Origin of the sequence: Quisquiliibacterium transsilvanicum, from assembly GCF_014202215.1 — a bacterium.
In the GTDB taxonomy this organism is placed as follows: Bacteria; Pseudomonadota; Gammaproteobacteria; order Burkholderiales; family Burkholderiaceae_E; genus Quisquiliibacterium; species Quisquiliibacterium transsilvanicum.
Genome location: NZ_JACHGB010000007.1, coordinates 228,745 through 254,740, shown reverse-complemented (window position 1 = coordinate 254,740; position 25,996 = coordinate 228,745). Strand labels below are relative to the sequence as shown.

General features: G+C 71.4%; 27 protein-coding genes. 8 read left to right on the top strand and 19 right to left on the bottom strand.

Annotation, left to right across the window (positions count from 1 at the left end; all coding sequences use genetic code 11):
• Nucleotides 1–2: 2 nt before the first annotated feature.
• The 7 genes from HNQ70_RS18180 to HNQ70_RS18150 all read right to left on the bottom strand — a co-directional run bounded on the left by HNQ70_RS18180 (nt 3) and on the right by HNQ70_RS18150 (nt 5,536).
• Nucleotides 3–404, bottom strand: a complete 402-nt coding sequence (locus HNQ70_RS18180) for a helix-turn-helix domain-containing protein (RefSeq protein WP_183970433.1) — start codon at nt 402–404, stop codon at nt 3–5.
• Between the two features lie 227 nt (nt 405–631).
• The gene (locus tag HNQ70_RS19990; RefSeq protein ID WP_221302884.1) at nt 632–1,339 is read right to left on the bottom strand and encodes a PEP-CTERM sorting domain-containing protein; all 708 of its coding nucleotides are present in this window, start codon (nt 1,337–1,339) and stop codon (nt 632–634) included.
• A gap of 237 nt (nt 1,340–1,576) precedes the next feature.
• A complete protein-coding gene (locus HNQ70_RS18170; RefSeq protein WP_183970431.1) occupies nt 1,577–2,593 on the bottom strand; it encodes a Bug family tripartite tricarboxylate transporter substrate binding protein in 1,017 nt (338 codons plus the stop codon).
• Between the two features lie 226 nt (nt 2,594–2,819).
• On the bottom strand, nt 2,820–3,188 hold the full coding sequence (locus HNQ70_RS18165) for a helix-turn-helix domain-containing protein (RefSeq protein ID WP_183970429.1): 369 nt from the start codon (nt 3,186–3,188) through the stop codon (nt 2,820–2,822).
• An 18-nt stretch (nt 3,189–3,206) separates the two neighbouring features.
• Nucleotides 3,207–3,509 (bottom strand): type II toxin-antitoxin system HigB family toxin, encoded by a 303-nt coding sequence (locus HNQ70_RS18160; protein WP_183970427.1) that lies wholly within the window; start codon nt 3,507–3,509, stop codon nt 3,207–3,209.
• A gap of 96 nt (nt 3,510–3,605) precedes the next feature.
• Nucleotides 3,606–4,490, bottom strand: coding sequence for a DMT family transporter (locus tag HNQ70_RS18155; protein WP_183970479.1), 885 nt, complete (start codon nt 4,488–4,490; stop codon nt 3,606–3,608).
• Nucleotides 4,491–4,531: 41 nt separating this feature from the next.
• A complete protein-coding gene (locus HNQ70_RS18150) occupies nt 4,532–5,536 on the bottom strand; it encodes a zinc-dependent alcohol dehydrogenase family protein (RefSeq protein ID WP_183970425.1) in 1,005 nt (334 codons plus the stop codon).
• A 180-nt stretch (nt 5,537–5,716) separates the two neighbouring features.
• Between HNQ70_RS18150 and HNQ70_RS18145 the strand changes: the two genes are divergently transcribed.
• Nucleotides 5,717–6,481: a sulfite exporter TauE/SafE family protein gene (locus tag HNQ70_RS18145; protein ID WP_183970423.1), complete on the top strand. Its 765-nt coding sequence runs from the start codon at nt 5,717–5,719 to the stop codon at nt 6,479–6,481.
• Nucleotides 6,482–6,557: 76 nt separating this feature from the next.
• On the opposite strand, the gene HNQ70_RS18140 is transcribed toward HNQ70_RS18145, so the two are convergent.
• The 3 genes from HNQ70_RS18140 to HNQ70_RS18130 form a co-directional block, all read right to left on the bottom strand.
• Complete coding sequence (locus HNQ70_RS18140) at nt 6,558–8,009, bottom strand: amidase (RefSeq protein ID WP_183970421.1); 1,452 nt, start codon at nt 8,007–8,009, stop codon at nt 6,558–6,560.
• Between the two features lie 73 nt (nt 8,010–8,082).
• Nucleotides 8,083–8,655: a carboxymuconolactone decarboxylase family protein gene (locus HNQ70_RS18135; RefSeq protein WP_183970418.1), complete on the bottom strand. Its 573-nt coding sequence runs from the start codon at nt 8,653–8,655 to the stop codon at nt 8,083–8,085.
• Nucleotides 8,656–8,761: 106 nt separating this feature from the next.
• On the bottom strand, nt 8,762–9,640 hold the full coding sequence (locus tag HNQ70_RS18130; RefSeq protein WP_183970416.1) for a TauD/TfdA dioxygenase family protein: 879 nt from the start codon (nt 9,638–9,640) through the stop codon (nt 8,762–8,764).
• 233 nt (nt 9,641–9,873) lie between these two features.
• Between HNQ70_RS18130 and HNQ70_RS18125 the strand changes: the two genes are divergently transcribed.
• Nucleotides 9,874–11,715 carry a flavin-containing monooxygenase gene (locus tag HNQ70_RS18125; protein ID WP_183970414.1) on the top strand — a complete coding sequence of 614 codons (1,842 nt, stop codon included), beginning with the start codon at nt 9,874–9,876 and terminating at the stop codon, nt 11,713–11,715.
• Between the two features lie 78 nt (nt 11,716–11,793).
• Here the strand turns inward: HNQ70_RS18125 and HNQ70_RS18120 are convergent, their stop codons facing one another.
• Nucleotides 11,794–12,672 (bottom strand): PhzF family phenazine biosynthesis protein, encoded by an 879-nt coding sequence (locus tag HNQ70_RS18120; protein WP_183970412.1) that lies wholly within the window; start codon nt 12,670–12,672, stop codon nt 11,794–11,796.
• A gap of 85 nt (nt 12,673–12,757) precedes the next feature.
• On the opposite strand from HNQ70_RS18120, the gene HNQ70_RS18115 reads away from it, so the two are divergent.
• Nucleotides 12,758–13,492 (top strand): AzlC family ABC transporter permease, encoded by a 735-nt coding sequence (locus HNQ70_RS18115; protein ID WP_183970410.1) that lies wholly within the window; start codon nt 12,758–12,760, stop codon nt 13,490–13,492.
• Nucleotides 13,489–13,800, top strand: a complete 312-nt coding sequence (locus tag HNQ70_RS18110; RefSeq protein ID WP_183970408.1) for an AzlD domain-containing protein — start codon at nt 13,489–13,491, stop codon at nt 13,798–13,800. The genes HNQ70_RS18115 and HNQ70_RS18110 overlap by 4 nt, the downstream gene beginning before the upstream one ends.
• A gap of 109 nt (nt 13,801–13,909) precedes the next feature.
• Here HNQ70_RS18110 and HNQ70_RS18105 read toward each other — a convergent pair whose 3' ends face one another.
• The 3 genes from HNQ70_RS18105 to HNQ70_RS18095 form a co-directional block, all read right to left on the bottom strand.
• Nucleotides 13,910–14,326 (bottom strand): hotdog fold thioesterase, encoded by a 417-nt coding sequence (locus HNQ70_RS18105; protein WP_183970406.1) that lies wholly within the window; start codon nt 14,324–14,326, stop codon nt 13,910–13,912.
• A gap of 56 nt (nt 14,327–14,382) precedes the next feature.
• Nucleotides 14,383–15,993 (bottom strand): CYTH and CHAD domain-containing protein, encoded by a 1,611-nt coding sequence (locus HNQ70_RS18100; RefSeq protein WP_183970404.1) that lies wholly within the window; start codon nt 15,991–15,993, stop codon nt 14,383–14,385.
• Between the two features lie 70 nt (nt 15,994–16,063).
• On the bottom strand, nt 16,064–16,948 hold the full coding sequence (locus tag HNQ70_RS18095) for a metallophosphoesterase (protein ID WP_183970402.1): 885 nt from the start codon (nt 16,946–16,948) through the stop codon (nt 16,064–16,066).
• A gap of 214 nt (nt 16,949–17,162) precedes the next feature.
• Here HNQ70_RS18095 and HNQ70_RS18090 point away from each other — a divergent pair, with 214 nt between their 5' ends.
• Complete coding sequence (locus tag HNQ70_RS18090) at nt 17,163–17,876, top strand: pseudouridine synthase (RefSeq protein WP_183970400.1); 714 nt, start codon at nt 17,163–17,165, stop codon at nt 17,874–17,876.
• Between the two features lie 115 nt (nt 17,877–17,991).
• Entirely contained in the window at nt 17,992–18,855 is an 864-nt protein-coding gene (locus tag HNQ70_RS18085; RefSeq protein WP_183970398.1) for a crotonase/enoyl-CoA hydratase family protein, read from the top strand.
• Between the two features lie 77 nt (nt 18,856–18,932).
• Here the strand turns inward: HNQ70_RS18085 and HNQ70_RS20450 are convergent, their stop codons facing one another.
• From HNQ70_RS20450 to HNQ70_RS18060, 4 genes are all read right to left on the bottom strand, one after another.
• Entirely contained in the window at nt 18,933–20,033 is a 1,101-nt protein-coding gene (locus HNQ70_RS20450) for a ResA-like WAxxUGC motif-containing protein (RefSeq protein WP_263499978.1), read from the bottom strand.
• Nucleotides 20,034–20,070: 37 nt separating this feature from the next.
• Nucleotides 20,071–21,186, bottom strand: coding sequence for an alkene reductase (locus HNQ70_RS18070; protein WP_183970392.1), 1,116 nt, complete (start codon nt 21,184–21,186; stop codon nt 20,071–20,073).
• A gap of 2 nt (nt 21,187–21,188) precedes the next feature.
• Entirely contained in the window at nt 21,189–21,992 is an 804-nt protein-coding gene (locus HNQ70_RS18065) for a thioesterase family protein (protein WP_183970390.1), read from the bottom strand.
• Between the two features lie 109 nt (nt 21,993–22,101).
• Nucleotides 22,102–22,656: a C40 family peptidase gene (locus HNQ70_RS18060; RefSeq protein ID WP_183970477.1), complete on the bottom strand. Its 555-nt coding sequence runs from the start codon at nt 22,654–22,656 to the stop codon at nt 22,102–22,104.
• Nucleotides 22,657–22,819: 163 nt separating this feature from the next.
• On the opposite strand from HNQ70_RS18060, the gene HNQ70_RS18055 reads away from it, so the two are divergent.
• A complete protein-coding gene (locus HNQ70_RS18055) occupies nt 22,820–23,224 on the top strand; it encodes an EthD domain-containing protein (protein WP_183970388.1) in 405 nt (134 codons plus the stop codon).
• Here the strand turns inward: HNQ70_RS18055 and HNQ70_RS18050 are convergent.
• Nucleotides 23,212–24,363, bottom strand: a complete 1,152-nt coding sequence (locus tag HNQ70_RS18050; protein ID WP_183970386.1) for a DUF481 domain-containing protein — start codon at nt 24,361–24,363, stop codon at nt 23,212–23,214. The genes HNQ70_RS18055 and HNQ70_RS18050 overlap by 13 nt on opposite strands.
• Before the next feature lie 94 nt (nt 24,364–24,457).
• Between HNQ70_RS18050 and HNQ70_RS18045 the strand changes: the two genes are divergently transcribed.
• The gene (locus HNQ70_RS18045) at nt 24,458–25,885 is read left to right on the top strand and encodes a glycosyltransferase (RefSeq protein WP_183970384.1); all 1,428 of its coding nucleotides are present in this window, start codon (nt 24,458–24,460) and stop codon (nt 25,883–25,885) included.
• The last annotated feature ends 111 nt before the right edge of the window (nt 25,886–25,996 follow it).

Here is a 25,996-nt window from a genome sequence, read left to right as displayed (position 1 = left end):
AATCAGTGCTCCGCGTGGCGATTGGCGCCGGCGGAATTCTTGTCGGGCTTCCTGTCGGTGTCTTTGGCAGACGTGGCGCTCTTCTTTCCGAGGCGCTCGACGACCAGCGGCGGGCGGCCCGGGAACGTGACCAGCATCTTCAAGCTGCCCCCGACGCCTGCCACGTAGTGCTGCAGCGTGGACACCAGCATGTCGTCGCGCTTCTCGATCCGGGAGACCGCGCCCTGACCCACCCCCATAGCGAGCGCCAGGTCATCCTGGGTGTGGCGGGTGGCTTTGCGAAGATCCTTGAGGGTGCCTACCGTGTCGACGTCCAGGAAGCCGCCCAACGGTTTTCCGGCATCGCTTCGCTTCAGCTTCTTGCTGACGGGCTTTGCTGTCGCGTCCTTGGTCTTCCTGGGCATGAGGGAGTTCACCGCTGTTTGATGCCTTCGATGATATATGCCTTTCGCAGCATATGCAACCGAAGCCATATTTCGCGGGAACGGGACGGACGGCGAGGCCGCCGCGATGCTCTCGGGCGCGCTGAACGTAAAACGGGCCGCCCCGTGAGGGGAGGCCCGTTGCTGCCCGCTTCCCCGGATTCGCGGGAAGGGCCCGCGCCCGGGGAATCGATTCCGTCAGCAGCGCATCATGCGCGGCTTGCGCGCCGCCGTGCCATGCCCAGGCCCGCCAGGCCAAGGCCCAGCAGCGCGATCGTGCCGGGCAGGGGGACGGGCTCGGTCGGGGTGGCGGCGACCGCGATGCGGAACACCAGCCACTCGTCGTGATTGAAGCCCGGGGTCGTAGGATCGGTATCGCCGTTCGAGCTGTACCAGACCCAGCGGGCCGCCTGGTCGATGCCCGCCAGGGGGCCCCCCCAAGGCCCAGACCCGTTCGCCGGCCCAGCGGTCAGCGCGGTCCAGCCGTTCGACGGGTTGCCGCCGCCATTGGCGTCCTGGATCTCCGTGGACAGCAGCGCGAGGTCCGCCGTGGAGCCTGAGTAGGGGGCGCCGGTGTTGCCGAGGCCGGTGGCCATGACCTGCCACTGGGGATCGTTGCTGTAGAACTTGTAGCCGCTGTCGAGGTTCTGGAACTGGCCGAGGAAGCCCTGCGCCACCGACAGATCAGACGCGGTGACGACGTACAGGTACTGGCCGGCGGACAGGTTGAAGTTCCAGGTCTCGACCGTCGGCCAGTTTCCGTCGGTGCCAACGAAGTTGGTCGCCTGCGTCGCCGATCCGTAGAAGAGCGCGTAGGAGTTGTCGACGGTCATGTCGACCCGGACGTTGATCGCATGCGCCGCCAGCGGCGCGGCCAGCAGCCCCGCGATTGCCAGTCCCAGAATGTTTCGCTTCATCTTCTGCTCCCGTTCGTTATCCGTTGCGCGGGCCAATCGGCCCGCGCCCGGAGCCTAATAAGCAAGCATCGGACCAGGATCTGGAAAATCCAGATAATTCAACGAGTTGCCGGGTCCGCTTCGGCACGGCTCCGGTGAAGGCGTAAGTTCCCCCGACAGCCTTGCAGGAAAGACGCAGCGCGCAGGCACTGCGCCGCTCAGCCCGAGGGCACCTGCCATGCCGGAACGCAGCCGGCCTCAGCCGCCCAGCACCCCCGTCTCCCTGATCATCAGCGCCCAGCGCTCACGCTCGCGGCGCAGCATCACTGCGAAGTCGGCGGGCGCGCCGCCGATCGGGGCGACCCCCAGCTCCAGCATCCGCTGGACGATGGCAGGATCGCGCAGCGCCACGTTGGCTGCCCGGTTGAGCACCGTCATCGCGTCGGCCGGCGTGCCCGAGGGCACGCTCAGGCCGTTCCAGATCGGCACCGCGTAGCCGGGGAAGCCCTGCTCGGCGACGCTCGGCACGTCCGGCATGCCGCGTGCGCGCTGTGCGCTGATCGTCGCGATCGGCCGCAGCTTGCCCGCGGCGATCTGCGGCTTGGTGAACGGCACGGTCATGATCGCAACGTCGACGCGGCCGCTGACCAGGTCACCGAAGGCCGGCGCCTCGCCCTTGTAGGGCACGTGGATCATCTTCACCTTGGCGCGCTGCGTCAGGTACTCCATGCCGACGTGCAGTGGCCCGTTCTGTCCGGTGGACATGTACGACAGCGTTCCGGGCTTCGCGCGCGCCGCGCCGAGCAGGTCGCCGAGCGTGCGGTACGGACTCGCGGCATTGACGACCATCACGTAGTCGACGTCGCACAGGTAGATCACCGATTGCAGGTCGCGATCGGCCTCGTAGGGCGTCGCCGGCTGGGTGAGGTTGAGCACGATGTTGCTGCCCACGCCGGCCATCAGCATCGTGTAGCCGTCGGGGTCGGACTTGGCAACCAGTGCGGCGCCGATGGCGCCGGCCGCGCCGGGCCGGTTCTCGACGATCACCGACTGGCCCAGCGTGCTCTCCATGCCGCGGCCGATCAGCCGGCCGAGGATGTCGGTGGCGCCGCCGGTGGCAAACGGCACGATCAGCTTCACGGGCTTCTGCGGAAAGCCGGCGGCCATGGCGGCAGGCGACGCGCCGAGCAGCGGCACGGCGGCAACGCCGGCCAGCGCGCCGAGCATGTGCCGCCGCTGGGGATTGGCGACGGTGGAAGGTTTTCCTGGTTTCAAGGCGGTCTCCTCTGGTGGTTTCGCAGCCCGACGGTCATGGTCGCCGATTTCAGCGCCCTGCCTGTTTCGGAACATCGCCGGGCGGATCAGGGCGCCTGGGATCACGCGCTCGTTCAGGCCGCCCTGGCGCGCTGCAGAGCGCCGGCGAAGACACCGTGGTCGGCCGCGGCGGCGACATGCTGATCACGCCCTGCCGTGACGCAGTTGCCGTCACGGCAGGGCGTGATCAGCGCGTTGTCTCCGCGATCAGCACTTCGGCCGGGATGCCCAGGCTCTGATGCAATCTGCGGATCATGGCCAGCGTCAACGGGCGCCTGCGGTTCAGGATCTCGTATACACGATTGCTCTTGCCAATGATCGGCTCGAGGTCCTTGATGGTCAGCCCGCTCTGATCCATCCGGAACTTGATTGCCTCTATCGGATCAGGCGGACTGATCGGGAGATGCCTGACCTCGTACGCCTGCACCAGCGTCGCCAGGACGTCCAGGCGATCCCCCTCCGGCGTGCCCGAAACAGGATCGGAATCCACCAGGGCGGAGACTTCCTTCAGGACTGCCTTGTAGTCAGCTTCGGTGCGGATTGGGCGGATCTCCATGCTCTCCTCCATGGCCGGTCATGCCATCTCGACGGTCTCTGCGTTCACTGCGTCATATTCCTTGTGGGTGCCAACGAACTGCACATAGACGACCTTCAAGCTGTAGGCGACGGCCACGATCAGCCGATAGTCGTTGCCTTTGATGTTGAAGACGACACGACGGCTCTTCAGCACGCTGGCGCTGCGGTACTGCTCCTTGATGTCGGCAGGCTGGCTCCACGATGCGTTCGTGACCTCCTGGTACCACGCCTTGAGCGGCTGTTCGGCATCCGGGTGCCGCTCCCAGAAGGCCCGCAGGGTGCCGACGGCAATCACTCGCATGAGACACAGGTTAGTCCCATAACGGGACTTTCGCAAGGTACATCACACTGCACCGGGCGACCAGGGCATTCGCCGACGTCCCGCGCGGCACGGCCCTCAGCCCGCCCGCTTCGGCACCCGCACCACCAGGCTCACCCCGAATGCGGTGACTGCCGTGCCCGCCAGCGTGACTGCGGTGACCGGTTCGGCGAACAGCAGCCAGGCGATCAGCGCGGTGCATGGCGGCACCAGGTACATCAGGCTCGCCACCGACGCCGCGGCGCCGCGCTGGATCAGCATGTAGAGCAGGGAGCTGCCGCCCAGCGTGAGCCCCAGCACCGACCAGGCCATGGCGCCGATCAGCTCGACGTTGGGCGCGCCGCCCGGCAGCGTCCAGCGCATCGGCTCGGCCTCGAGCAGCGCCAGCGGCAGGGTCACCACCAGCGCCGCGGCCAGCTGCACCGTGTTGGCGCTGCGCACGTCGCAGGCCTGCACATAGCGCTTCTGGTACAGGGTGCCGGCGGTGATGCTCAGCAGCGCCAGCAGCGCCAGCGCAAGGTTCAGCCAGCTGGCCTGGTCGCCCGGTCCGCCCGCGCCGAACTTGCGCGAGACCACCAGCACCAGGCCGGCGAAGCCCAGCACCAGGCCCAGCCACTGGCGGCGCGACACGTGCTGCCCGGCCACGCTGCTGAGCCAGATGGCGGTGAGCACCGGCTGGACGCCCACGATCAGCGAGGACAGCCCCGACCCCATTCCGGCCTTGACCGCGGCCCATACCCCGCCCAGGTAACCGGCGTGCATCAGCATGCCGGTGACCGCCAGATGCAGTGCCTGCGTGCGGCTGGCCGGCCAGCGGACTCCGGCCAGCAGGATCCAGGGCAGGAAGCACAGGATGGACAGCGCGTAGCGCAGCGCCAGGAAGGACATCGGCGGCGCGTGCGGCATGCCGTAGCGCGCGACGATGAAGCCGGTGCTCCAGATCAGCACGAAGGCCCAGGGCATGGCCCGCAGCCAGGCGCTCTCCCCCGCGGCGCTCACGCGCGTCACCACTCCACGCAGATCTTCCCGAAGTGGCGGCCCGACGCCTGGTGCCGGAACGCGTCGGCCAGCCCCTCGAGCGGGAAGCTGGTGTCGATGACCGGCCGGATGCCGTTGGCTTCGATGGCCCGGATCATCGCTTCCTGGTGCGCGCGGCTGCCCACCGTGAGACCGCTGATGCGCACGTTGCCGCGCATGATCGCTGCGGTGGGAACGTCGCCGGCCATTCCGGCAAGCACGCCGATCAGCGCGATGTGTCCGTGCAGCCGGCAGGCGGCGATCGACTGCGGCAGCGTGCCTGCGCCGCCGATCTCGACGACGTGGTCGACGCCGCGTCCGCCGGTGAGCTTGCGCGCGGTCTTGCCCCATTCGGGGTCGGCGCGGTAGTCGATCACGTGGTCCGCGCCCATTGCGCGCAGGCGCTCCAGCTTGGCGGGCGAGGACGAGGTGGCGATGACCCGCGCGCCCGCCGCCTTGGCGAACTGCAGACCGAAGATCGACACGCCGCCGGTGCCCTGCACCAGCACGGTCTCGCCGGGCAGCACCTGCGCCTCGACGAACAGCGCGCGCCAGGCGGTGAGCGCAGCGCAGGTCAGCGTGGCGGCTTCCGCGTGCGTGTAGCCGGCCGGCGCGCGGGTGAACGCGGTGGCGGCCGCCACCACTTCCTCGCGCGCGTAGCCGTCGCCACGGTCGCCGGGCACCTCGGCCATCGCCTCGGGCGTGGGCTCGCCGGACAGCCAGCGCGGAAAGAAGGTGCTGACGACGCGGTCGCCGACCGAGAACGCGGTGACGCCCTCGCCGAGCTCGATCACTTCGCCTGCGCCGTCCGACATCGGGATCCGCCCGTCGGGCGTCGGAATGGCGCCGGTGACCACCGCGTAGTCGTGATAGTTGATCGAGCTGGCGTGCAGGCGCACGCGCACCTGCCCCGATCCGACGGGCTGCGACTCCGCCGTGCCAGCTTCGATCCTGTCCAGCCCGCCCGGTTTCCTGAGCCTCATTGCACGCATGTCGGTTCCTGGTGATTTCTCTTGGATGGAACGCCGGCGCGCCGCCCCGCTTGGCGGTGGCGGCCGGCACAAGGCTGGAGTGTGCCGCGCGCGGCTGCCTGGCGCGCTCCGGCAGGCATGGACGGTTCCGGAATCGCGGCCATAATCCGGGCCTTTGCGCCAGCCGCCGTCCGGAACGACATGGACCCTCTCCTCGCCTACGCCCTTCTCGCACTCGCAGCCTTCGCCGCCGGCGTGCTCAACGCCATCGCCGGCGGCGGCAGCTTCCTGACCTTTCCGGCGCTGGTGTTCACCGGCGTGCCGCCGATCGTCGCGAACGCCACCAGTGCGCTGGCGGTGAGCCCCGGCTACCTGGGCAGCACGCTGGGCTTCAAGACCGAGTTGCGCGAGCTGCCCATGGCGCGCCTGCGGCGCGAGACGCTGATCTCGGCGGCCGGCGGCGTGGCCGGCGCCTTGCTGCTGCTGGTCACCCCGGGCCACCTGTTCACGGGGATCGTGCCCTGGCTGCTGCTGTTCGCCACCGTGCTGTTCGCTGCCGGCCCGGCGATCGCCGGGCGGATGCAGGCGCGCTCGTCCGGCGCCAGCGCGCCGGCGCGCTGGCACGACCCCGCGCTGCTGGCAGTGGCGGTCTACGGCGGCTACTTCAACGGCGGCCTGGGCATCCTGCTGATGGCGCTGTACACGCTTGCCGGCGACACGCGCCTGAACAGGGTGAACGCGCTGAAGAACCTGAACTCGCTGGTGCTGTCCTGGGTCTCGGTGGTGGCCTTCGTGCTGGCCGGGGCGATCGCGTGGAAGCAGGGCCTGCTGATGATGGCTGCGGCCACGGCCGGCGGCTGGTTCGGCGCGCAGTGGGCGCGCAGGCTGCCCGCGCGATGGGTGCGCGCGGGCGTGGTGCTGACGGGGCTGGCGATGAGCGCAGTCTTCTTCGCCCGGCAGGGCTGAGCGCAGCGCAGCGCAGCGCGGCGCCCGCCCCGACGGCGCGCGCCGGGCCTGCCGCGCCGCAGCCTCCCGCAGCGGGTCAGGCCATCGAGGGCGGCGCGCGGAACGCGAACCCCATCGCTTCGAGCCGCTGCGCCAGCTGGATCGTGCGCAGGTCGCCGAACGCCGGCCCGATTACCTGGACCCCGATCGGCAGGCCCGCCGCGCAGCTGCCTGCCGGCAGCACCGTGGCCGGCAGGTAGGCGACCCCTGCAAGGCCGGCCCAGAAGGTCTGCATCGAATACCGATGCGACATGCCGTCGACGACGATGCTGCGCTCGTTGAACGGCAGGTGGTCGTGCGGGAAGGCGGAGGTCGGCATCACCGGCGTGAGCAGGAAATCGAACTGTTCGAAGAACCGGTGCCAGGCCCAGCGGATCTGCGTGCGTGCCTCGTTGATCCGCGCCCAGTCGCGCACCCGGAGCGTCTGCCAGCGGGCCTGCTGCACGGCGGCGGCGCTGCGCTCGTCGGGCGCGGCCGATTCGGCGCGCGCCACCGCGGCAGCGAAATCGCCGTCGGGCAGGCGGGCAGCCATCGCCGCCAGCAGCAGCGCAGTGAAGGTCTCATGGCCGTGCGCCGCGCTGAACTGCGGTCGGGCCGACTCGTCGATCACCGCGCCCTGACCCGCCAGCGCGGCGGCCACCGCCTCCACGCGCGCGGCGACGTCCCGCGACGACGGGCACATGGGATCGGTCTTCCACACCGCGACGCGCAGCTTCGCCAGCGGCTTGTCGAGCGGCGGCAGCTCCACGCGCATCGCGGCCGACTCGAGCAGGTCCGGGCCGGCCATCAGCCGCAGTGCGCACTCGAGGTCGTCGGCCGAGCGCGCCAGCGGGCCGATGACAGAGATGTCCGTCGGGGTCAGCACGCCGCCCAGCGCATGGCCGCGCGGCGGCACCAGGCCCCAGGTCGGCTTGTGGCCGAACACGCCGCAGAAGTGCGCGGGATTGCGGATCGACCCGCCGATGTCGCTGCCGATCTCCAGGCCGGTCAGGCCCGCCGCGAGCGCCGCCGCGGAGCCCCCCGAGGAACCGCCGGGCGTGCGGGCGGGGTCCCAGGGGTTGCCGGTGACGCCGTAGATTTCGTTGTAGCTCTGGAAATCCGCGAGCCGGATCGGCACGTTGGTCTTGCCGAAGACGTTGGCGCCGGCGGCCGACAGGCGCTGGACCGCCAGCGCGTCGCTGCGCGCGATGTTGCCGCGCAGCTCCGGAATGCCCCAGGTGGTCGGCATGCCGGCCAGGTCGTAGCTCTCCTTGACCGTCATCGGCACGCCGTGCAGCGGGCCCAGCGCATCGCCGCGGGCGCGCGCCGCATCGGCGGCGTCGGCACGCGCACGGGCGCCTTCGCGGTCCTGCAGGATGACCGCGTTGATCGCGGGATTCAGCCGGTCGACGCGCTCGAGGAAGTGCTCGAGGAGGTCACGCGCGCCGACCTCGCCGGCGCGCACTGCGCTGGCGAGCCGGACGGCCGGAAGGTGGTGCAGTGCAGGCATTCGGGTTTCCCTGGTCACGATCGATCTCTATCCGGCCCGGGTCGCTGCTTCCCCGTCTGCCGGCGGCGGCGCGTCAGCTTTTCCTCAGGTCGGGATCGAGCTCCTGGCCTTCGTCGAGTTGCACGCCCAGCGTGTTCAGCATCATCGAGACCATCGTGTACTGCCCCACGGTGTAGATCAGGTCGACGCACTGCTTCGGCTGGAAGTGCTCGCACAGTGCCTGCCAGGTGGGGTCGGTCACGAAATGGTCGGCGTGCAGTTCGTCCGCGGCGCGCAGCAGCGACGCATCGGCAGCGCTCCAGCCGGGCGCGTCCGGGCCCTGCTTGATGCGCTCGATCTCCTGCGCGCCCAGCCCGGCGTTCAGCCCGATGCGGTGGTGCTGCGTCCACTCGTACCCGGACCGGCACAGATAGCCCACGCGAAGAATCACCAGCTCGCGCTCGCGGGCGGGCAGCGTGTTGCGCTTGCTCAGCACGTAGCTGCCGAAGTCCAGGAAGGCGCGCATCGCGTCCGGATGCGCGAGCTGCGTGCGGAAGATGTTGAGCAGGGGTCCCTTGCGCGCGAGCATCGGCGCCGCGATGGCCTGCTGTTCGGGCGTCCACTGATCCTGCGGAACGGGGGCGATTCGGGGGGAATCGAGGCGCACGGGGTCTCCTTGTGGTCATCAGGCGCAGGCCGGTCGGCCAGTATCCCTTGCGCGCGGCGCAGGGGCATGAGTGGCGCGCCGGCCGGATTCCGCAATCCCGCTTGCGTCACCGCACCTGCTGGTCCGCCTGCTGCGGCAGCGCCGACTCGCTTGCCGGGTCACCGGCCAGCCGCGTGTGCCACATCACCCGGGGCAGCCTCATGTCCCAGGGCATTGCCCGGTGCAGCAGGCAGCGGTTGTCCCAGATGACCGCGTCGCCGGGCGTCCAGCGATGGTGGTAGGTGCGTGGCGGTTGGCAGGCGAAGTCCATCAGCTCCTGCAGCAGCCGCTCCGACTCGTCCGGGTCGAGGCCGGGAATCGCGTGCGCATGGCGGCCGATCAGCAGCGACCGGCGCCCGGTTTCCGGGTGGGTCTTCACCAGCGGGCGCAGCGGCACCGGACCGTCGTGGAAGCCGTAGCCTCCGTAGGCGCTGCCCTCGCGGTGCTCGTGGCCGAGCCTGGCCTGGCTGTAATGCAGCGAGTGATGCGCGCTGAGCTCCTCGAGTCGCGCGCGCGTCGCGGCATCGAGCGCGTCCCACGCGGCCCTCATGTCGGCGAAGCCGGTTTCACCGCCCTCGGCGGGGACCACCTCGGCGCTGAACACCGCGCCCTTGGCCTGCACCGGCATGTAGGTGCTGTCCGCATGCCAGCCCATGTTCCCCTTGAGCACGTTGACGACGTCGTCGCCGGTCTCCGGGCGCACGCTGCCATCGCGACGCACGTTGCTGATCGCCGCCAGCTCGATCTCCAGCGGGCCGAAGCGCCTGGCGAACTCCACCTGCTGGGCGCGGTCCAGGTGCTGGCCCGGCAGCACCAGCAGCGCATGCTCCAGCCAGGCCTCGTGCAGCGCCGCCCAGGCGCCCTCGTCCAGCTCGGCCAGCCTGATGCCGCGGACCACCGCCCCGAAGGTGGCGTCCAGCGGCTCGATCTCGAATGCGCGGGTCATCGGCGGTGCTCCTCGGAGGGTCGGTTCGCATCCAGTATTCCCGGCCCGCGCCCGCAGGGTCAATGTGCGCTGCGGCGCGGGCCGGCCGGTTTCCGTCCGATCCGGGACCCCACCGACCCGACGGCGGCATTCCGAAACCGGCACGCCTTCCGCGCCCGCCCGGGCAGCCCGACCTAAACTTGGGCCCGAACGCGCAGGACAGACCCGCGCCCCACCCCTTCGAAGCGACCCCCATGGCCGACACCGACACGAACACGCCCTCCGTCGAAGCACTGGGCTTCGACCCCGCCGAGCTGCGCAGGAAGTACGACGAAGAGCGCGACCGCCGCCTGCGCGCTGAAGGCAACGCACAGTACGTCGAGGTGACGGGGCACTTCGCGCACTACCTGGACGACCCCTACGTGGAGCCCGGGTTCACGCGCGACGCCATCGTGCGCGATCTCGACGTGCTGGTGGTCGGCGGCGGCTTCGGCGGCCTGCTGGCCAGCGCGCGCCTGCGCGCTGCCGGCTTCGAGGACCTGTGCATCGTGGAGAAGGGCGGGGACTTCGGCGGCACCTGGTACTGGAACCGCTACCCCGGCGCGGCCTGCGACACTGAAAGCTACATCTACCTGCCGCTGCTGGAAGAGACCGGCTACATGCCGACGGCCAAGTACGCGAAGGCGCCCGAGATCCTCGAGCACTCGCGCCGCATCGGGCGGCACTTCGATCTGTACCGCGCCGCCCTCTTCCAGACCACGATCACCGGCATGCGCTGGCTGGACGAAGAGGCCCGCTGGGAAGTGCTCACCGACCGCAGGGACGTGCTGCGCGCACGCTTCGTGGTGATCGCCGGCGGACCGCTGAACCTGCCCAAGCTGCCCGGCATCCCCGGCGTGGACAGCTTCAAGGGACACAGCTTCCACACCAGCCGCTGGGACTACGCCTACACCGGCGGCGACGCGACCGGCGGGCTCTCCGGGCTGGCCGACAAGCGCGTGGGCATCATCGGCACCGGCGCAACCGCAGTGCAATGCGTGCCGCACCTGGGCGCCAGCGCGCAGGAGCTCTTCGTGTTCCAGCGCACGCCCTCGTCGGTCGACGTGCGCAACGACCGCCCCACCGACCCGGAGTGGGCGAAGAGCCTCTCCCCCGGCTGGCAACGCGAGCGGATGGACAACTTCACCGCGGTGATCTCGGGCAGCCGCTTCGATGTGGACCTGGTCAACGATGGCTGGACCGACCTGATCAGCAACATCCTGCTCGCGGCACGCAAGAAGCCGCGCACCGGCGAGCCGGTGCGCGACGAGGCCGAACTTATCCAGCTCGCCGACTACCAGAAGATGGAGCGGGTGCGCGCGCGTGTCGACGCCATCGTGAAGGACCGCGCCACCGCGGATGCGCTCAAGCCCTGGTACAACCAGTTCTGCAAGCGCCCCTGCTTCCACGACGAGTACCTGCAGACCTTCAACCGCCCCAGCGTGCACCTGGTGGACACCCACGGCAGGGGCGTCGAGCGGATCACCGAGCGGGGCGTGGTCGTGGACGGACGCGAGTACGAGCTCGACTGCCTGATCTACGGCACCGGTTTCGAGGTGGGCACCGACTTCACCCGCCGCCTGGGCTTCGAGGTGACCGGCCGCGGCGGGCTGACGCTGACCCAGAAGTGGAAGGACGGCGCAAGCACCTTCCACGGCCTCTTCACGCGCGGCTTCCCGAACCTGTTCGTGATGACGACGCAGCAGTCGGGCCAGAGCGCCAACTTCCAGCACATGCTCGACGAGCAGTCGCACCACATCGCCTACGTGATGAAGGCGGTCAAGGCGCGCGATGCGCGCACCGTCGAGGCGGACGGACAGGCCGAGGAACAGTGGGTGGACACCATCGTGTCGCTCGCGCGCACCCGCCAGGCCTTCCTGAACGAGTGCACGCCGGGCTATTACAACAACGAGGGCAAGCCCGACGCGCGCATGGAGCGCAACTCGCAGTACTGGCGCGGACCGATGGCCTTCATCCGGATGTGGAAGGCCTGGCGCGACGACGGCAGCCTGCAGGGGCTGGAGATGACGCCGGTGCGCGAGACCGTGGACGGCTGAGGCTCGGCGCCGCGGCCCGCCGGCATCGCGCCGGCGTCTGGTCGCGCTTTGCCGGAGCGGCGGGCGCGAGCGCCTGCTTCAGGTGGCGATCGAGCCATCGACGCAGGTCACCGCCATGCCGCCGACCTGGACCCGCTGCGGCTCGATCCGCAGACGCAGCCGGCCCGCGCGGCCAAGCGCTGAACCCTGGGCCACCAGGAAGTCGCTGCCCAGATGCGACAGCTGGTTGGTCTCGCGGACGAACACCGCGACGCAGCCGTTGCCGCTGCCGCACACCGGGTCCTCGGGGATGCCCTGCGCAGGCGCGAAGGACCGCACCTCGAGCCGGGCGGCCGAGCCCTGCGGATGCTCGCCGAAGACCGTCACGCCGGTGACGCCCGCGCGCGCATCGTGCACCGCCAGCCGCTGCAGGTCGGGCCGCAGCGCGAGCACGGCCTCGGGGCCTTCGAGCTGCGCCACGATCCAGCGCGCGCCGACGTCGATCACCCGCGGCCGCATCGCGCGCAGCACCGGCGCGCCCAGCAGGGACTCGAGTTCCTCGAGCTGGGCATCGTCCAGCAGGGTGGTCCTGGGTTGCGGCAGGTCGAAGGCGATCCAGCGGTCCGCGCCCGCGTGGCGGGTGATCTCCAGCCTGACCAGGCCGGCGCCGCACTCCTGCAGCAGCACGTTTTCGTCGGCCTGGACCAGACCCGCTTCGAGCAGCGCATGCGCGGCGCCGATCGTCGGATGCCCGGCAAACGGAAGCTCCGCGCCCGGCGTGAACATCCGCAAGCGGTAGTGCGCCTGCGCGTCGGTGGGCGTCAGCACGAAGGCGGTCTCGGACAGGTTGGTCCAGCGGGCGATGTGCTGCATCTGCGCCGCGCCGAGCCCGTCGGCCTGCAGCACCACCGCAACCGGGTTGCCCAGGAAGGGCTCCCGGGTGAAGACATCGACCTGCTTGAACGGGCGTCGCTGCATCGGGAACCTCCTGTGCCTGCGGTTCGGAGCGCGGGAACGGCCACTTTAACGCCGTTGGCGGGACGCGGCACGGCACAATCCGGGAATGGATTTCCTGAGTTCCCCCGCGGTCCGGATCGGCCTGTCGATCTCGGTCGCCACCGGCCTGTACGGCATCTCCTTCGGCGCCCTGTCGGCGGCCGCCGGACTCGACCTCTGGCAGACGATGGCGCTGAGCCTGCTGATGTTCACTGGCGGCTCGCAATTTGCGTTCATCGGCGTGATGGCCGGCGGCGGCACCGGCGCTGCGGCCTTCGGCGCGGCGACGCTGCTGGGCGTTCGCAATGCGGTCTACGGGATGCAGCTCAACCGGATGCTGGCGCCGCGCGGCTGGCGCAGGCTGCTTGCCGCGCAGCTGAGCATCGACGAATCCGCGGCGACCGCCGCCGGACAGACCGACCCGGCCGAGCAGCGGCGCGGCTTCTGGACGGCGGGCGCGGGCGTGTTCCTGCTGTGGAACCTGTGCACGCTGGCCGGCGCGCTGCTGGGCGACTCGCTGGGCGACCCGAAGCGCTGGGGACTGGACGGCGCGGCAGTGGCAGCCTTCCTCGGGCTGCTCTGGCCGAGGCTGCGCGGGCGCGAGCCGGCGGCGATCGCAGTGGCCTGCGCGCTGGCCGCGCTGGTGGCCGTGCCCTGGGCGCCGCCGGGCATCCCCATCCTGGTGGCCGCGCTGGTGGCCGCGCTATGGGGCTGGCTCGGGCACGGGCCCGCTGACGAGGGCCTGGAACCGGACGTGGATCCGCGCGACTACGAGCCGGAGCGCACGGAGTCCTCTCGATGAGTCTGTGGGGATGGATTCTCGCCGCCAGCGCTGCCGCGTACCTCACCAAGCTGGGCGGCTACCTGGTGCCGGCGCGCTGGCTGTCGAGCCCGCGAATGAGCCGGGTGGCCGGCACCATTACCATCGGGCTGCTGGCCGCGCTCACTGCGGTCAACGCCTTGGGAGCGGAGCGCGCGCTGGCGCTGGACGCCCGCGCGCTCGCGCTGGCCGCGGCGGCGGTCGCGCTTGCGCTGCGCGCGCCCTTCCTCGGGGTGGTGATCGCGGGGGCAGCGGCCGCGGCGCTGGCGCGGCTGGCCGGGATCGCATGAACCCGCGTGCCTGCCGTCAGGGGATCGACGCCCGGCCCGGGACGCGCGGCACCCTTGTGCCGAGGCCCGAAGGCCCAGCGGATGGGTAGGCCAGGGATCCGCGCCAGACTCAGCCCGGCCGGGGCGCCAGGATCCGGAAGGTGGCCTGCGCGAGCGCCACCGGGGCCTCGCGCGAATCGACGATCTCGGCGCGCACGAACACCGTGCGCCCCGTCTTGCGCACGGTCGTCGCGCGGCAGCTGAACGGGCCGTCCTGCGCCGGCGCCGGGTACTGGATGCTGCAGTCGACGGTGGCGCAGCCGCTGTCCGCGTCGGCAGTGGACAGCGCGGCGAAGGCCATCGTGGTGTCCAGCGTCGTGAACAGGATTCCGCCGTGCGGCTGCCCCGCGGTGGGCCAGCACACTTGCGCAAGCGGCGCGAGCGTGGCCCGGGCATTGCCGTCGGCGACTTCTTCCAGGCGGATGCCGATCGCCCGGTAGAGCGGGTTGTCGTTGTAGCGGGCGATGGCCTCTGGCGTGTATCTCACCGTTCTCGTCTCCTCGGGCCGGCCGACAGGGCCGTCCTCTCGCGTTGTCCTGCAGGCTATCGGGCCACCGGCGGTGACGCCTTCGCCAGCCGCCCGAGCTCGGGCCTGGCAAGCGCGCGCAGCTCGGCGATGCGTGCCGCCAGCCAGCCGAGCGCGAACCATGCGGCTGGGTCCGCCGCGAGCAGTTCCTGGTAGCGGCTGCGCGCAACGAAGAGGTCGTTGAGCTCGCCCATCCGCTCCTGCACGTCGGCCAGCGGCTTCAGGTACTGCTCGACTGAACGGCGCCGCAGCACCGGCGCGAAGAACTCCACCGCATAGCGCTGGCGCTTGATGCGCTTGCGCAGCGCGTGCAGCGCCTCCTCCTCCAGCGTGTCGAAGGCCTTCCAGTCGGCGGCGATGCGCCGATGCCAGCGGCGCAGCCGGCGCTCCACGCCCCGGCGGAACTGTTGCACATCCGGCGGGCCCTCGGCGGCGGCTTCCGGGGCCTCGGCCTCCCCCTCGGATCCGGCCTCGGCCTCGGCCTCGCCATCGTCACCGCCCTCCTGGAGCGTCGCCTCATCGGGCCGCGCCCCGGCAGCCGCAGCGGGCGGCAGCTCGGCCAGGCCCGCGCGCCAGGCGATCAGCGCCAGCAGCAGCGCCTGCGTGCGCTGAGAACGCAGCGCCTCGGCAGGGTCGGGCCCGGCGGCCCCGGCCGGCATCGCCAGCGGCGGCGCCCCCACCTTGGCCAGTTCGGCAACCACGCCGGTATCGAGCACGTCGCTGTCGCGCGACCGGCCCAGCTCGGCGAACAGCGCGCGCAGCTCGTCGACCAGCGCCGCCGGCGGCATCGGCACCCAGCCGTCGAAACTGCGCAGCGCGCTGCGCAGTCGGCGGATGCCGACGCGCAACTGGTGCACGTGGTCGACGCGCAGCGCGGGGTCGCCTTCGATCAGACCGATGGCATTGCGGTTGATCTGCGCGAGGCATTCGTCGAGCACTGCGCCGAAGGCGCCCAGCGCGTCCGCGTCCTGCCGGTAGTCGGGCTGCGCCGCCTTGCGCAGCGGAGGATGGGGCTCGCCCTGCGCCAGACGATCGCCGCGGTCGGCCTTGCTGCGCGGATCGTGGATCAGCCCGAAGCGCTTGCGCCAGCGATCGGCCAGCGCCAGCATCGCCACCGCGGAGCCGGACACCAGCTCGAACTCCACTTCGCGGATCCGCAGCCTGGCATCGCCCGACAACAGCCGGCCTTCGTCGAACGCAATCTCGACCACCGCACCCCGGGTGCGCACCCGGCGCGCGGTGCGCCGCACCTCGGTGCGGAAGCGCACCTCCACCTCGACGCCGTCGGCGCGCGCGCGCTCGAGCAGCACCAGCAGCCGGTCGCCCACCTTGGTGCCGGCGTGCTCGAGCGGATCGTGGGTGCCAACCGGCCGGATCACCTCGTGCTCGAAGCGCTCCAGCGCGTTGGCGCCGCCGGCCTTCAGCGCCTGGATCCAGCGCCGGCCTTCGCGGCGCAGGCGCCAGGCGATGCCAGCGCGGGCCAGCCGGCGATCGCGGGTGTCCAGGTAGCTCGCCGCCAGCGTGCGCCGCTCCAGCGTGGCCGAGCCGCGCGCCATCTCGGCCGCCACAGCCGCGCGCGCGGCAGCGGGCACGAGGAACTTGAGTTCGATTTCCTTGGGGGAGCTCATGGGGCTTCTCGTTGGCAGGAGCCCGACGGCGGGGCGCGCCGAAGCCTGCCGGGCACTGCGCGCCGCACTTTCAGGCGCGGGCCGCAGCAACGCGCACCGACGGACCGGTGCGCAGCGGGAAAACGACGCGCTCGCGTGCCTCGGCGCCTTTGCGCGCGAGCGCGACGCCGCGCAGCCAGAAGGAGAAGCGCGTCTGGTCGAGCACCGTCGGCGGCCTGTCCTCGGGTCGCCGCGCCGAGCGCTCGCCGACGCGCTGGTCGACATAGACATAGGACCTGTGCACCGTCACCCGGGTCAGCGGCGAGTGCCCGACGTAGGTCAGCGGCAGCTCGCCGAAGGGCGCGTCGCTCACCTGCACCGGCTGGCCGGCGAAATCCAGGTCGACGAAACCGCACTTCATCGCCTCGCCGATGTTGCGGCGGGACGTGGTTGCGCTGTCGGCGACGTGGACGGACACGCCGGCCACGTCGAGCAGGTTCTGCTGCGAATCGCCCAGCGGGTGCAGATCGCCGTGGGTCACGTTGAAAGGCACGGAGGCATCGACGTGGATCGCCAGCGGCAGGGACGCGAGCCGGTCGGCGAGCCGCCCGAGCCTCTTGCGGCTGCGCGACGCAGCCTCGATGACCCACTGACCGCTGCCGGAAGGGAAGGACTTCCTGTTGTGGATGCGGCTGCCGTAGTACCCGAGGAAGTTGAGCAGCATCAGCTCGTGGTTGCCAAGCACCGCATGGAACCAGGGCTGCTCGATCAGCGCCAGCGTGTCCAGCGACTCCGGCCCACGATCGATCAGGTCGCCCACCGAGAGGACGCGGTCGCGCGCCGGGTCGAAGTTCATGCGCTCCAGCACGCGCTCGAACAGCGAGCGATGGCCGTGCAGATCCCCGACCACCAGGTCCCGGCCCGCGGAGTTCGCGGCAAGGCGCTGGCAGCGTGCGATCGTGGACAAAGCAGACACGGACCTTCGGTTCCTTTGCTTGCGAGGGCGGGCACACGCATTGCTTGCGGCGCGCATCAACCGTTCGACTCTAATGCCGGATCGACCCGGGGGCAAACCCCGCAAAGGCCGGATCAGAGGGAAACGGGCCTTGCGGCGCGCGTTCGGTCGGCTCGCATTGCGCAACGGCCGAAGATAGCGCTCCGACATGACATCTCCGTGGCAGGATCGCCACATGCTCGAGATTCTTCACCTGGACGAACTGATGGTTGCGGTCGACAAGCCCGCTGGCCTGCTGGTGCACCGCACGGGGCTCGATGCCGGGGAGACGCGCTTCGCGCTGCAGCTGCTGCGCGACCAGCTGGGCCGCCACGTGTGGCCGGTGCACCGGCTGGACAAGGGCACCAGCGGGGTGCTGCTGTTCGCGCTCGACGCCGGCACGGCCGGGCTGCTGGGCCGGCGCTTCGAGGCGGGCGCGGCGCTGCGCAAGACCTATCTCGGGATGGTGCGCGGCTGGCCGGCCGCGGAAGGACTGGTCGACCATCCGCTGCGGCGCCTGGCCGACGACGCCCGCCGCGGTAGCGACGAGATACAGGACGCGCGCACGCGTTTCAGGACGCTGGCCCGCCACGAGCTCGCCCTGCCCTGCGCCCGCTTCCCGACCACCCGCTGCGCGCTGGTGGAGTTGGAGCCGCTCAGCGGCCGGCGCCACCAGCTGCGCAGGCACATGAAACACATCGCCCATCCGCTGATCGGCGACGCCACGCACGGCAAGGGTCGGCTGAACCGGGCGCTGGCAGGCCTGCTGGGGCTGCAGCGGCTGTGGCTGCATGCGCTGCGCCTCGAGATCGAGCATCCGGCCGACGGACGCATGCTGCGCATCGAGGCGCCGCTCGGCCCCGAGTGGCAGGCGTGGGCGCAACACGCGGTCCCTGCCCCTGCAGGCTGACAAGGCGCAGGATCGCGAAAAGCGGCATCCGGTCGGCACGTGTCCCGTGCCCGTGACTTGTGCCCTGGGCCAAAATGCCCGCGAGCCATCCGCCGCCCATCACCACGAGGAACCCATGACCACCAACGCCCAAGCCAGCACCAGCCACAAGAGCTTCGACGTCAGCTTCGACCAGGGCGTCGCCCACATCCGTCTGAACCGCCCCGAGGCCTTCAACGCGATGAACCGGGACTTCTGGAACGAGCTTCCGGAGATCGTCCGCGACATCGACGACCATGCCCGCGCGCGCTGCATCGTGGTCTCCTCGACCGGCAGGCACTTCTCGGCGGGAATGGACCTGTCGGTCTTCGACGGAGTGACCTCGCCTGACGGCGAAGGGGATGACCGGCACACCGCGATGGAGTCCTTCCGCCGCCACGTGCATCACCTGCAGGGCGCGTTCAGCTGTCTGGACCAGGCGCGCATGCCGGTGCTGGCGGCGATCCAGGGCGCCTGCATCGGCGGCGGCGTCGACCTGGTGTCGTCCTGCGACATCCGCTATGCGACCGCGGACGCCTTCTTCTGCATCCAGGAGATCAACATCGGCATGACCGCCGACGTGGGCACCTTCCCGCGGCTGTGCAAGCTGATCCCGGAAGGCTGGGTGCGGGAGATGGCCTACACCGGACGCCGCCTGCCGGCCCAGAAGGCAAAGGAGATCGGCCTGGTCAACGAGGTCTTCGACACGCACGAGGCGCTGCTCGAGCACGTGCTCGCGACGGCCCGCGAGATCGCGTCGAAGGCGCCGCTGGCGGTGGCCGGTTCGAAGGTGATGATCAACTACGCACGCGACCACACGATCGCCGACGGCCTGGACTACATCGCCACCTGGCAGACCGGCATGTTCTCGGGCGCGCACATGGCCGAGGCATTCCGCGCGAAGCAGGAAAAGCGCGAGCCGAGCTTCCCCGACCTGCACCCGGTGCGCCGGCGCATGTAAGCGAGGGGCGCAGCGGCTGCCGCAGGCCGGGTTCGCCTCGCCCCTCCGCGCCGGGCGCGCGGCGTGCGCAGGCGGAGTCAGCTCCGCCCGGGCGTCTTGCCGGTATCGACCGGCGCATAGTAGGGACGGTCGCCAAGCGCATCCACCCGGGCCCAGAAGGCTTCGCCCGAGGCCAGCCCGCGCTCGTCCTTGCCCGCGGTCTGGCGCCAGATGTTCCAGGAGTCCGGGTGCAGCTGCACCGCCAGCGCGAACTGCGCCTGCGCCTCCTGCTCCCGCCCGTGGCGCGCCAGGTGCCGCCCGAGGCGAAAGCGCGCATGCGCCTCTGCGATCGCAGGGTCCGCAGGCTTCAAGCTGGCCGCCAGCGCTGCGGGATCCGGCAGGTGGCTGCTGCGCGCGCCCTCATGCGCCCAGTCGCGGATCGCCTCCAGGTAGCGCTCCCTGACGCGCTTGCGCTCCTCGATCGCCTCCTCGGGCATCGTAAACCGGCTGCGGTCCATCCGGCGGAAGCCGTCGGTGGCGCCGGCAGTCTCCGGTCCGCGGACGATGCGGCCCGACTCGTCGATCCACACCGCCTGGGGCACGTTGACCAGGCCGTAGAGATCGGCGACGTGATGGTCATTGTCGACCAGGCAGGGATAGGACGGGTCGGCCGCCTCGATCCACGGCCGGGCGCCTTCGGCCCCGTCCATCGCAATGGCCAGGACGGTGAAGCCAAGCTCCTCGAGTTCGTCGTGCAATGCCTGCCACACGGACAGGTCGGCGCGACACCCTCACCAGGAAGCCCAGGTGGCGAGGAAGACCTTGCGGCCCCGGTATTCCGACAGCCGATGGACGCTGCCCGCCAGGTCGGGCAGCGCGAAATCCGGCGCCTCCAGCGTGGCGAGCGCCTCGGCACGCTGCCCGGCGCCGGTGCCCAGGACCCAGGTGGCGCCGGCATCGTCGTGGACGACCGGGTGGCCCATGAAGCGCCACATCGCGGCGAGATCGAGCATGCCGTCGCGCTCGATTCCGGCGCCCCGGGGCAGCGGCACGCAGGCGTCGGCCCGGCACAGGCCTTCGGGCTTCCAGGCCCAGCCGGTGGCAAGCTCCACCTCGTCGCGGTCGGCCCAGAGTGCGTCGGCCTGGGCGCGTGCCCGCGGCAGCTCGGTCTCGCGCTGTTCGTGCAGGACAGTGATCATCGGTCAGCCTCCAGTGTCGGGTGCGGCGTCCGCTGCTTCATGCGGCCTGCTGCATCTCCGGGTAGTCGATGTAGCCCTCGGGTCCGCCGCCGTAGAAGGTGGCGCGGTCGTAGGGCGTGAGCTCGGCCCCTGCGCGCAGCCGCGCCGGCAGGTCGGGGTTGGAGATGAACAGCCGGCCGAAGGCGATCGCGTCGGCATGGCCGCGCTCGATGGCCTCGGCGGCGCTGTCGCCGCGGAAGTTGCCGGCGGCGATCAGCACGCCCCGCCAGGCCGGCCGGAACAGTTCGGCCGCCGAGGGCACGCCCTGGTGGTCGACCTCGCCCTGACCCGCGCCGCTGGCGCGCGGCTCGATCAGGTGCAGGTAGGCCAGGCCCATCCGGTCGAGCTCGCCGATCAGGTGGCCGTAGAGCGGCATGGGCTCGGCCTCGCCGCTGTCGTTGGCGACGCCGAACGGCGACAGGCGGATGCCCACCCGGTCCGCGCCCCAGACGGCGGCGACCGCTTCGGTGACTTCGAGGCTGAGCCGGCAGCGGTTCCCGATCGACCCGCCGTAGGCGTCGGTGCGCTGGTTGGTGCGCGCCTGCAGGAACTGCTCGAGCAGGTAGCCGTTGGCCGAGTGGATCTCCACCCCGTCGAAGCCGGCATCGAGCGCATTGCGCGCCGCCTGCGCATAGCCCTCGACGATGCCGGAGATCTCCTCGGTGCGCAGCGCCCGCGGCGTGGGATAGGGCTCGCGCTTGGACTGCGCGGTGGTCACCTTGCCGTTGGCGGCGATCGCCGAAGGCGCAATCGGGAGCTCGCCGCCGGGCTGGTGCGAGGGATGGGAGATGCGCCCGACGTGCCAGAGCTGCAGGAAGACGCGCCCGCCCCTGGCGTGGATCGCCTGCGCCACGCCCTTCCAGCCCTCCACCTGCGCGGGCGTGTGGATGCCCGGGGTGGCCGGCGCGCCCTGGCCGGTGGGCAGCACCTGCGATGCCTCGGCGATGATCAGTCCGCCCGGCGTGGCCCGCTGGGCGTAGTACTGCGCGTTCAGCGGATTGGCGACATTGCCCGGGACGGTGGCGCGCATCCGCGTCAGCGGCGCCATGACCACGCGGTGCGACAGCTCATAGGGACCGACCTTCAGCGGCCGGAACAGCGATTCGACAGACATCCTCATTCCTTCGGTTCGCCCTGGCGCACCAGGGACAGTTGACGGCATTGCACGACCAGGTTCCCGGCCGAGTCCCAGAGGGCGCCATCCTCGATCAGGCGCCCGTCGATCAGGTCGTTGGCGGTGAAGCGCCCCAGCATCCAGCCGGGCGACGGGCGGCGCCGCACATGGACGGTGAGCTCGATCGTCGGCACCCAGCCGACCATCCCCAGCAGCCCGAACACCGCGGGAGGGAAGGCGTCCGCGAACAGCAGGCTGGCCAGGGTGTCGGGCGGGCGGCCATCGTGGAAGCGGATCCAGCCGCTGACCATGGCCTCGCCGGCCGCGCCGGCGCGCGCCTGGCCGGGATGCAGGCGGATGTCGAGGCGGTCGAGGAGCGGCAGGGGCAGGCCCTGCTCGCCGCCGGAGCGCGACACGCACTGCTCGGGTGGCGGCATCGGCGGTGGCTGCAGCGACATCACCGGCTCGGCCGGCCGGTCCAGGTCGCCGAGCGCGGCCAGCACCTCGAGGCAGGTCTTGCCGTCCTGCACGAGGGTGGCGCGGCCGGTGCTCAGCGTGCGCCCCTGCCGCAGCACCTGGACGTCGACCCGGAAGGGCTTGCCGGCAAGGCCCGGGCGCAGGAAGTGGACCGTGACGCTCAGCGGATCGGCATGCCCCGGCATCGCCCGCTGCAGCGCCGCCACCGCCAGCGTCAGCAGGTAGCCGCCGTTGGGGTTGTCGCCGATGTTCCAGCTGGGGTGGACGATGCCCGAATAGCCGCCGTCCGGCTGGGCCTCGAGTCGGGTTTCTGTGTCGAAGTCGCTCATGGCGAATGTGTACCGTGGATCGCGCAGGCTGTCCCGCAGACGCGGCGGATTTCGGTCCGGGGCCGGATCTGCCAGCCGGCCGCGTCGCCGGGATGCGTCGCCCGGAAAATCAGACCCGCCGGATCGCGGCCAGCCGGGGCGCCCAGTAGCGCGCGTCGATGCCGTCGAGCCGCACGCGGCCGCCGGTCGACGGGGCATGCACGAAGCGGTCGCCGCCGACGTAGATGCCGGCGTGGGAGAAGCGGCCGGTCGCGTTGAAGAACACCAGGTCGGCGGTGCGCACCTGGGTGCGCGGCACGGGCCGTCCGACCGAGGCGAGCTGCGCCACGGTACGCGGCAGCGCCACGCCGGCCGCGCCCCGGAATACATGGACGATCAGGCCGCTGCAGTCGAAGCCGGTCGTGGGTGTGTTGCCCCCCCATCGGTAGGGCGTGTCGACCAGGCTCAGCGCGAGGAACACCACTTCTCGCGCGAAGTCCTCGGTGAGCGCCCCGGGCCAGTCCGTCGGGCTGTCGGGCGGGCCCGCGGCCCGGTCACCACCGGTCGACGGCAGGCTGGAGCACGCGGACAGCAACGCGGCCGCGCAGGCGCCAAGCAGCGCAACCCGCCTGCCCTGGGCCGGCTGGCAGTCGCTGGAATGGTTGATGGGATTCGTGTCCTGCATGGGTGTCACGGGTCGGGCGTCCGGCGCAGAGCTTACGACGGCCCGGCGCAGCGCGTCATCGGCTGCGGCGGAACGGAACGGCCCGCTGGACCGGCGGCGCGGCGCGGCAGCAGCAGCGGGCTAGACTCGACGACCCCCTGCGCCTCGTGAAGGATTCCGCCCCATGATCAAGCTCCTGTTCTGCCTGCGCCGCCTGCCGCACCTCAGCCGCGAGGAATTCCAGAGCTACTGGCGCGACAGGCACGCGCCGCTGGTGGCCTCGCATGCGAAGGCGCTGGCCATCCGCCGCTACGTGCAGCGGCACACGATGGGCGAGCCGACGTATGCCGCGATGAGCAAGCCGCGTGGCGGAATCGCTCCCTGGGACGGCGTTGCCGAACTGTGGTGGGAGCGCCGGCAGCTCACCGACCCCGCCGCGCTCGACGCTGCCCGCCGCGCCAGCCGCGAACTGCTGGAGGACGAGGCCAGGTTCATCGACCTGCCCAACTCGCCGGTCTTCTTCGTCGACGACTTCGAGGTGATTCCGCTGGACGCCGCTGCCCCCGACGGCACCGCTCACCAGGCGTAGCCCAGGCCGATCAGCCAGGTGCTGTCGGAGCCGCCGCGCGCGGCGCCGGTGTGCTCGTCCCAATCGAGGTTCAGCTGCAGCGAGGCGGTGAGCCCGGAGGCGAGCGGCACGCGCAGGCCGGTGCGGCTGCGCAGCGATAGCTGGGTGTCTCCGCCCAGCGTGCGGAAGCCGCGCTGGTCGTGGAAGAGCTCGGCGGACAGGGTGTCGAGCCGGTGCGAGAGGTTCAGGCCCCAGCCCAGCGCCGGCGAGGTGTCGTCCTCCCCCGCCAGGCGGCGCACCGAGATCAGCTCGGGCCCGGCGCGCACCGACAGCGCGGTGCGCTCGGTCTGGATCAGCTGACGGCCATACCCCACGCCCAGCGTCGCCCGCCTGGAGATGTCCCGGAAGCGGTCACGCTCGGCCGAGCCGCGCGCATAGAGGAAGCTGTCGTCATCGAGGAAGCGGTCGAAGTTGCCCGAGACCAGCCAGTTCTGGGCCGTGGTCCCGGCTTCGTCGCTCTCCTGCAGGAACTTGCCGGTCAGCGAGTAGCGCCAGTCCAGCGCGCGCGCGCCGAAGTCGCCTTCCGCGTAGAGCCGGTCGCGGGTGGTGCCGCCGCGCGCGAAGGACCCCGAGAGCGCAGCCCTGCCGTCATAGGAGACGCCCTCGCCGCTTTCCTCGGGCTTGGGGTTCAGGTAGCGCAGGCGGGCGATCGGCAGCGGCCGGGCGGCCGGCACTGCGGTGGCGCCGGTGGCGCCGGTGGCGCCGGCCGCTGCGGTCTGCGCGACGGCGGGCGCGGCATCGCCCGGCCCCGCCGGCGACGACTGCCTGGCTGGCTCGGACGTGACCAGCACCTTGCCGGGCCCGGCGGGCGTCATCATCACCGATTCGGTTCGTTCGGCGCGCTCGCGCATGATCGTCACCGGCTTGTCGGTTTCGATGGCACTGACCTCGTAGCGCGGGATCTTCAGTTCGCCGGCCCAGGTCGTCTCGAAGGTGAGCGTCGACGGCGACATGTGCAGGATGCGGCCGGTCAGCCGGTCGCCGTTGTGCAGGGTGATGCTGTCGGCCTGCGCGCCTGCGCAGAGCGATCCCAGGGCGATCGCGGCGAGGACGGCGCCCCGGCGGGCGCCCGGGGGGAGATGGCTCTTCGATTCGGTCATCCGGCCTATATAGTGGATCGGCCGGCGTCATGCAAACCGGCCGGGCGCCGGCCTGCGACAATGCCGGCCCCGGACTCCGACCGACCGCCTCACGATGCCGCCACCGCCCGATTTCCGCCCCGACGCAGCCCAGACCCAGCGGCTGCTGAGGCTGCACCGCCGCGCGCTGGCGTTCCGGGACGCGCAGCGCGACGCGGACCTCGTCGCGGAGGTGAACCTGCGCTACCGCGAGGCCCTAGCCGCGCGCTGCCTGGCGGCGCCGGCGCCGGGGGCGCAGGCGGAGGACAGCGGGCGCATCCTCTACAACGTGAGCAACCTGTGCCGCCGCCGCTCGCCGAACAGCATCGACCGGGTGGTGCTCGCGCTGCGCGCGGAGCTTGCGCGCCGGCCGCAACGGCTGCTGCCGGTGGCCTATGACGGCACGAGCTGGCGCGAGGCGCGGGATCTGGCGACCGGCGGCGACCCGCAGGCCCCGCGCATGGCGGCGACCGGCCCGGCGCTCGCCGCCGGCCCGGACGACCGCTTGCTCAACGTCGAGCTGGACTACCAGCTGCCGCTCGAGGCGTTCGCGCAACTGGCGCGCATGCGGCGCGCCGGGCTGCGCATCGCCACGCTGGTCCACGACGTCTTCGCGCTGTCCTACCCGCAGTGGACCTCTTACACCGAAGTGCTGTCCTTCGACGCCTGGCTGCAGCGCAGCCTTGCCGCTTCCGACCGGATCGTCTGCCTGTCCCAGCACAGCGCGCGCCAGCTGCGGCGCTGGGTTGCGACCGCGCCCCTGCCCGCCGGCGCGCCGCGGCGCAGGCTGCCGGTGTCCGTGATCGACGCCGGCGGCGACGGCCTGTCCGCGGCGGGCCCTGCGCCGCAATGGACCGGGGCCGGGGACGCCGCCCGCTTCGTGCTGCCCGACGACGATGTGCCGACCTTCCTCGCGATCGCGGCGATCCACCCCCGCAAAGGCGTCGACACCCTGGTCGCCGCCTTCTCGCAGCTCTGGGAGCAGGGCCAGGACCTGCGGCTGGTGCTCAGCGGCCGTTCGATCGACCAGAACATGACAGCGATGATCCGGGCGCACCCGGAAGCCGGCCGCCGGCTGCTGGCGCCCGGCTTCCTCGGCGACGAGCAGTTGCGCCGGATCGCCGCCCGCGCGCAGGCGCTGATCCTGCCCTCGCGCGACGAGGGCTTCGGCCTGCCGATGGCCGAGGCCGCCGCGCTCGGGCGGCCGACGATCGCCCGCGACATCCCGGTGTTCCGGGAGATCGCCGGCGACCAGCCCTTCTGGTTCGAGTCGGGCAGGGGGCCGCGGCACACGCTGGCGGCGCGGCTGCGCGACTGGCTGGCGCTCGATGCGGCGCAACGCGCCCGGCACGTTCCCGCGCAGGCCTTCGCACCGTGGAGCCGCAGCGCCGCCCAGCTTGCAGCGGTGCTGACCGGCGGCCCGGATTTCATCCAGCTCGAGATGCCGAGCGGACCTCCCCCGGGCAGGACCGCACCGTCGGACGGGCCTCGTGCGCCAGCGTAGCCCGCCTGATCTTTACTCAAAAGTATCGACTGATTACGCTTTCGCGTTCTTTTTCAACCTATCGTGAAGATATAAGCTCCGTCCAGAGCTTCCCGGCAGTCCGCCCCTGAC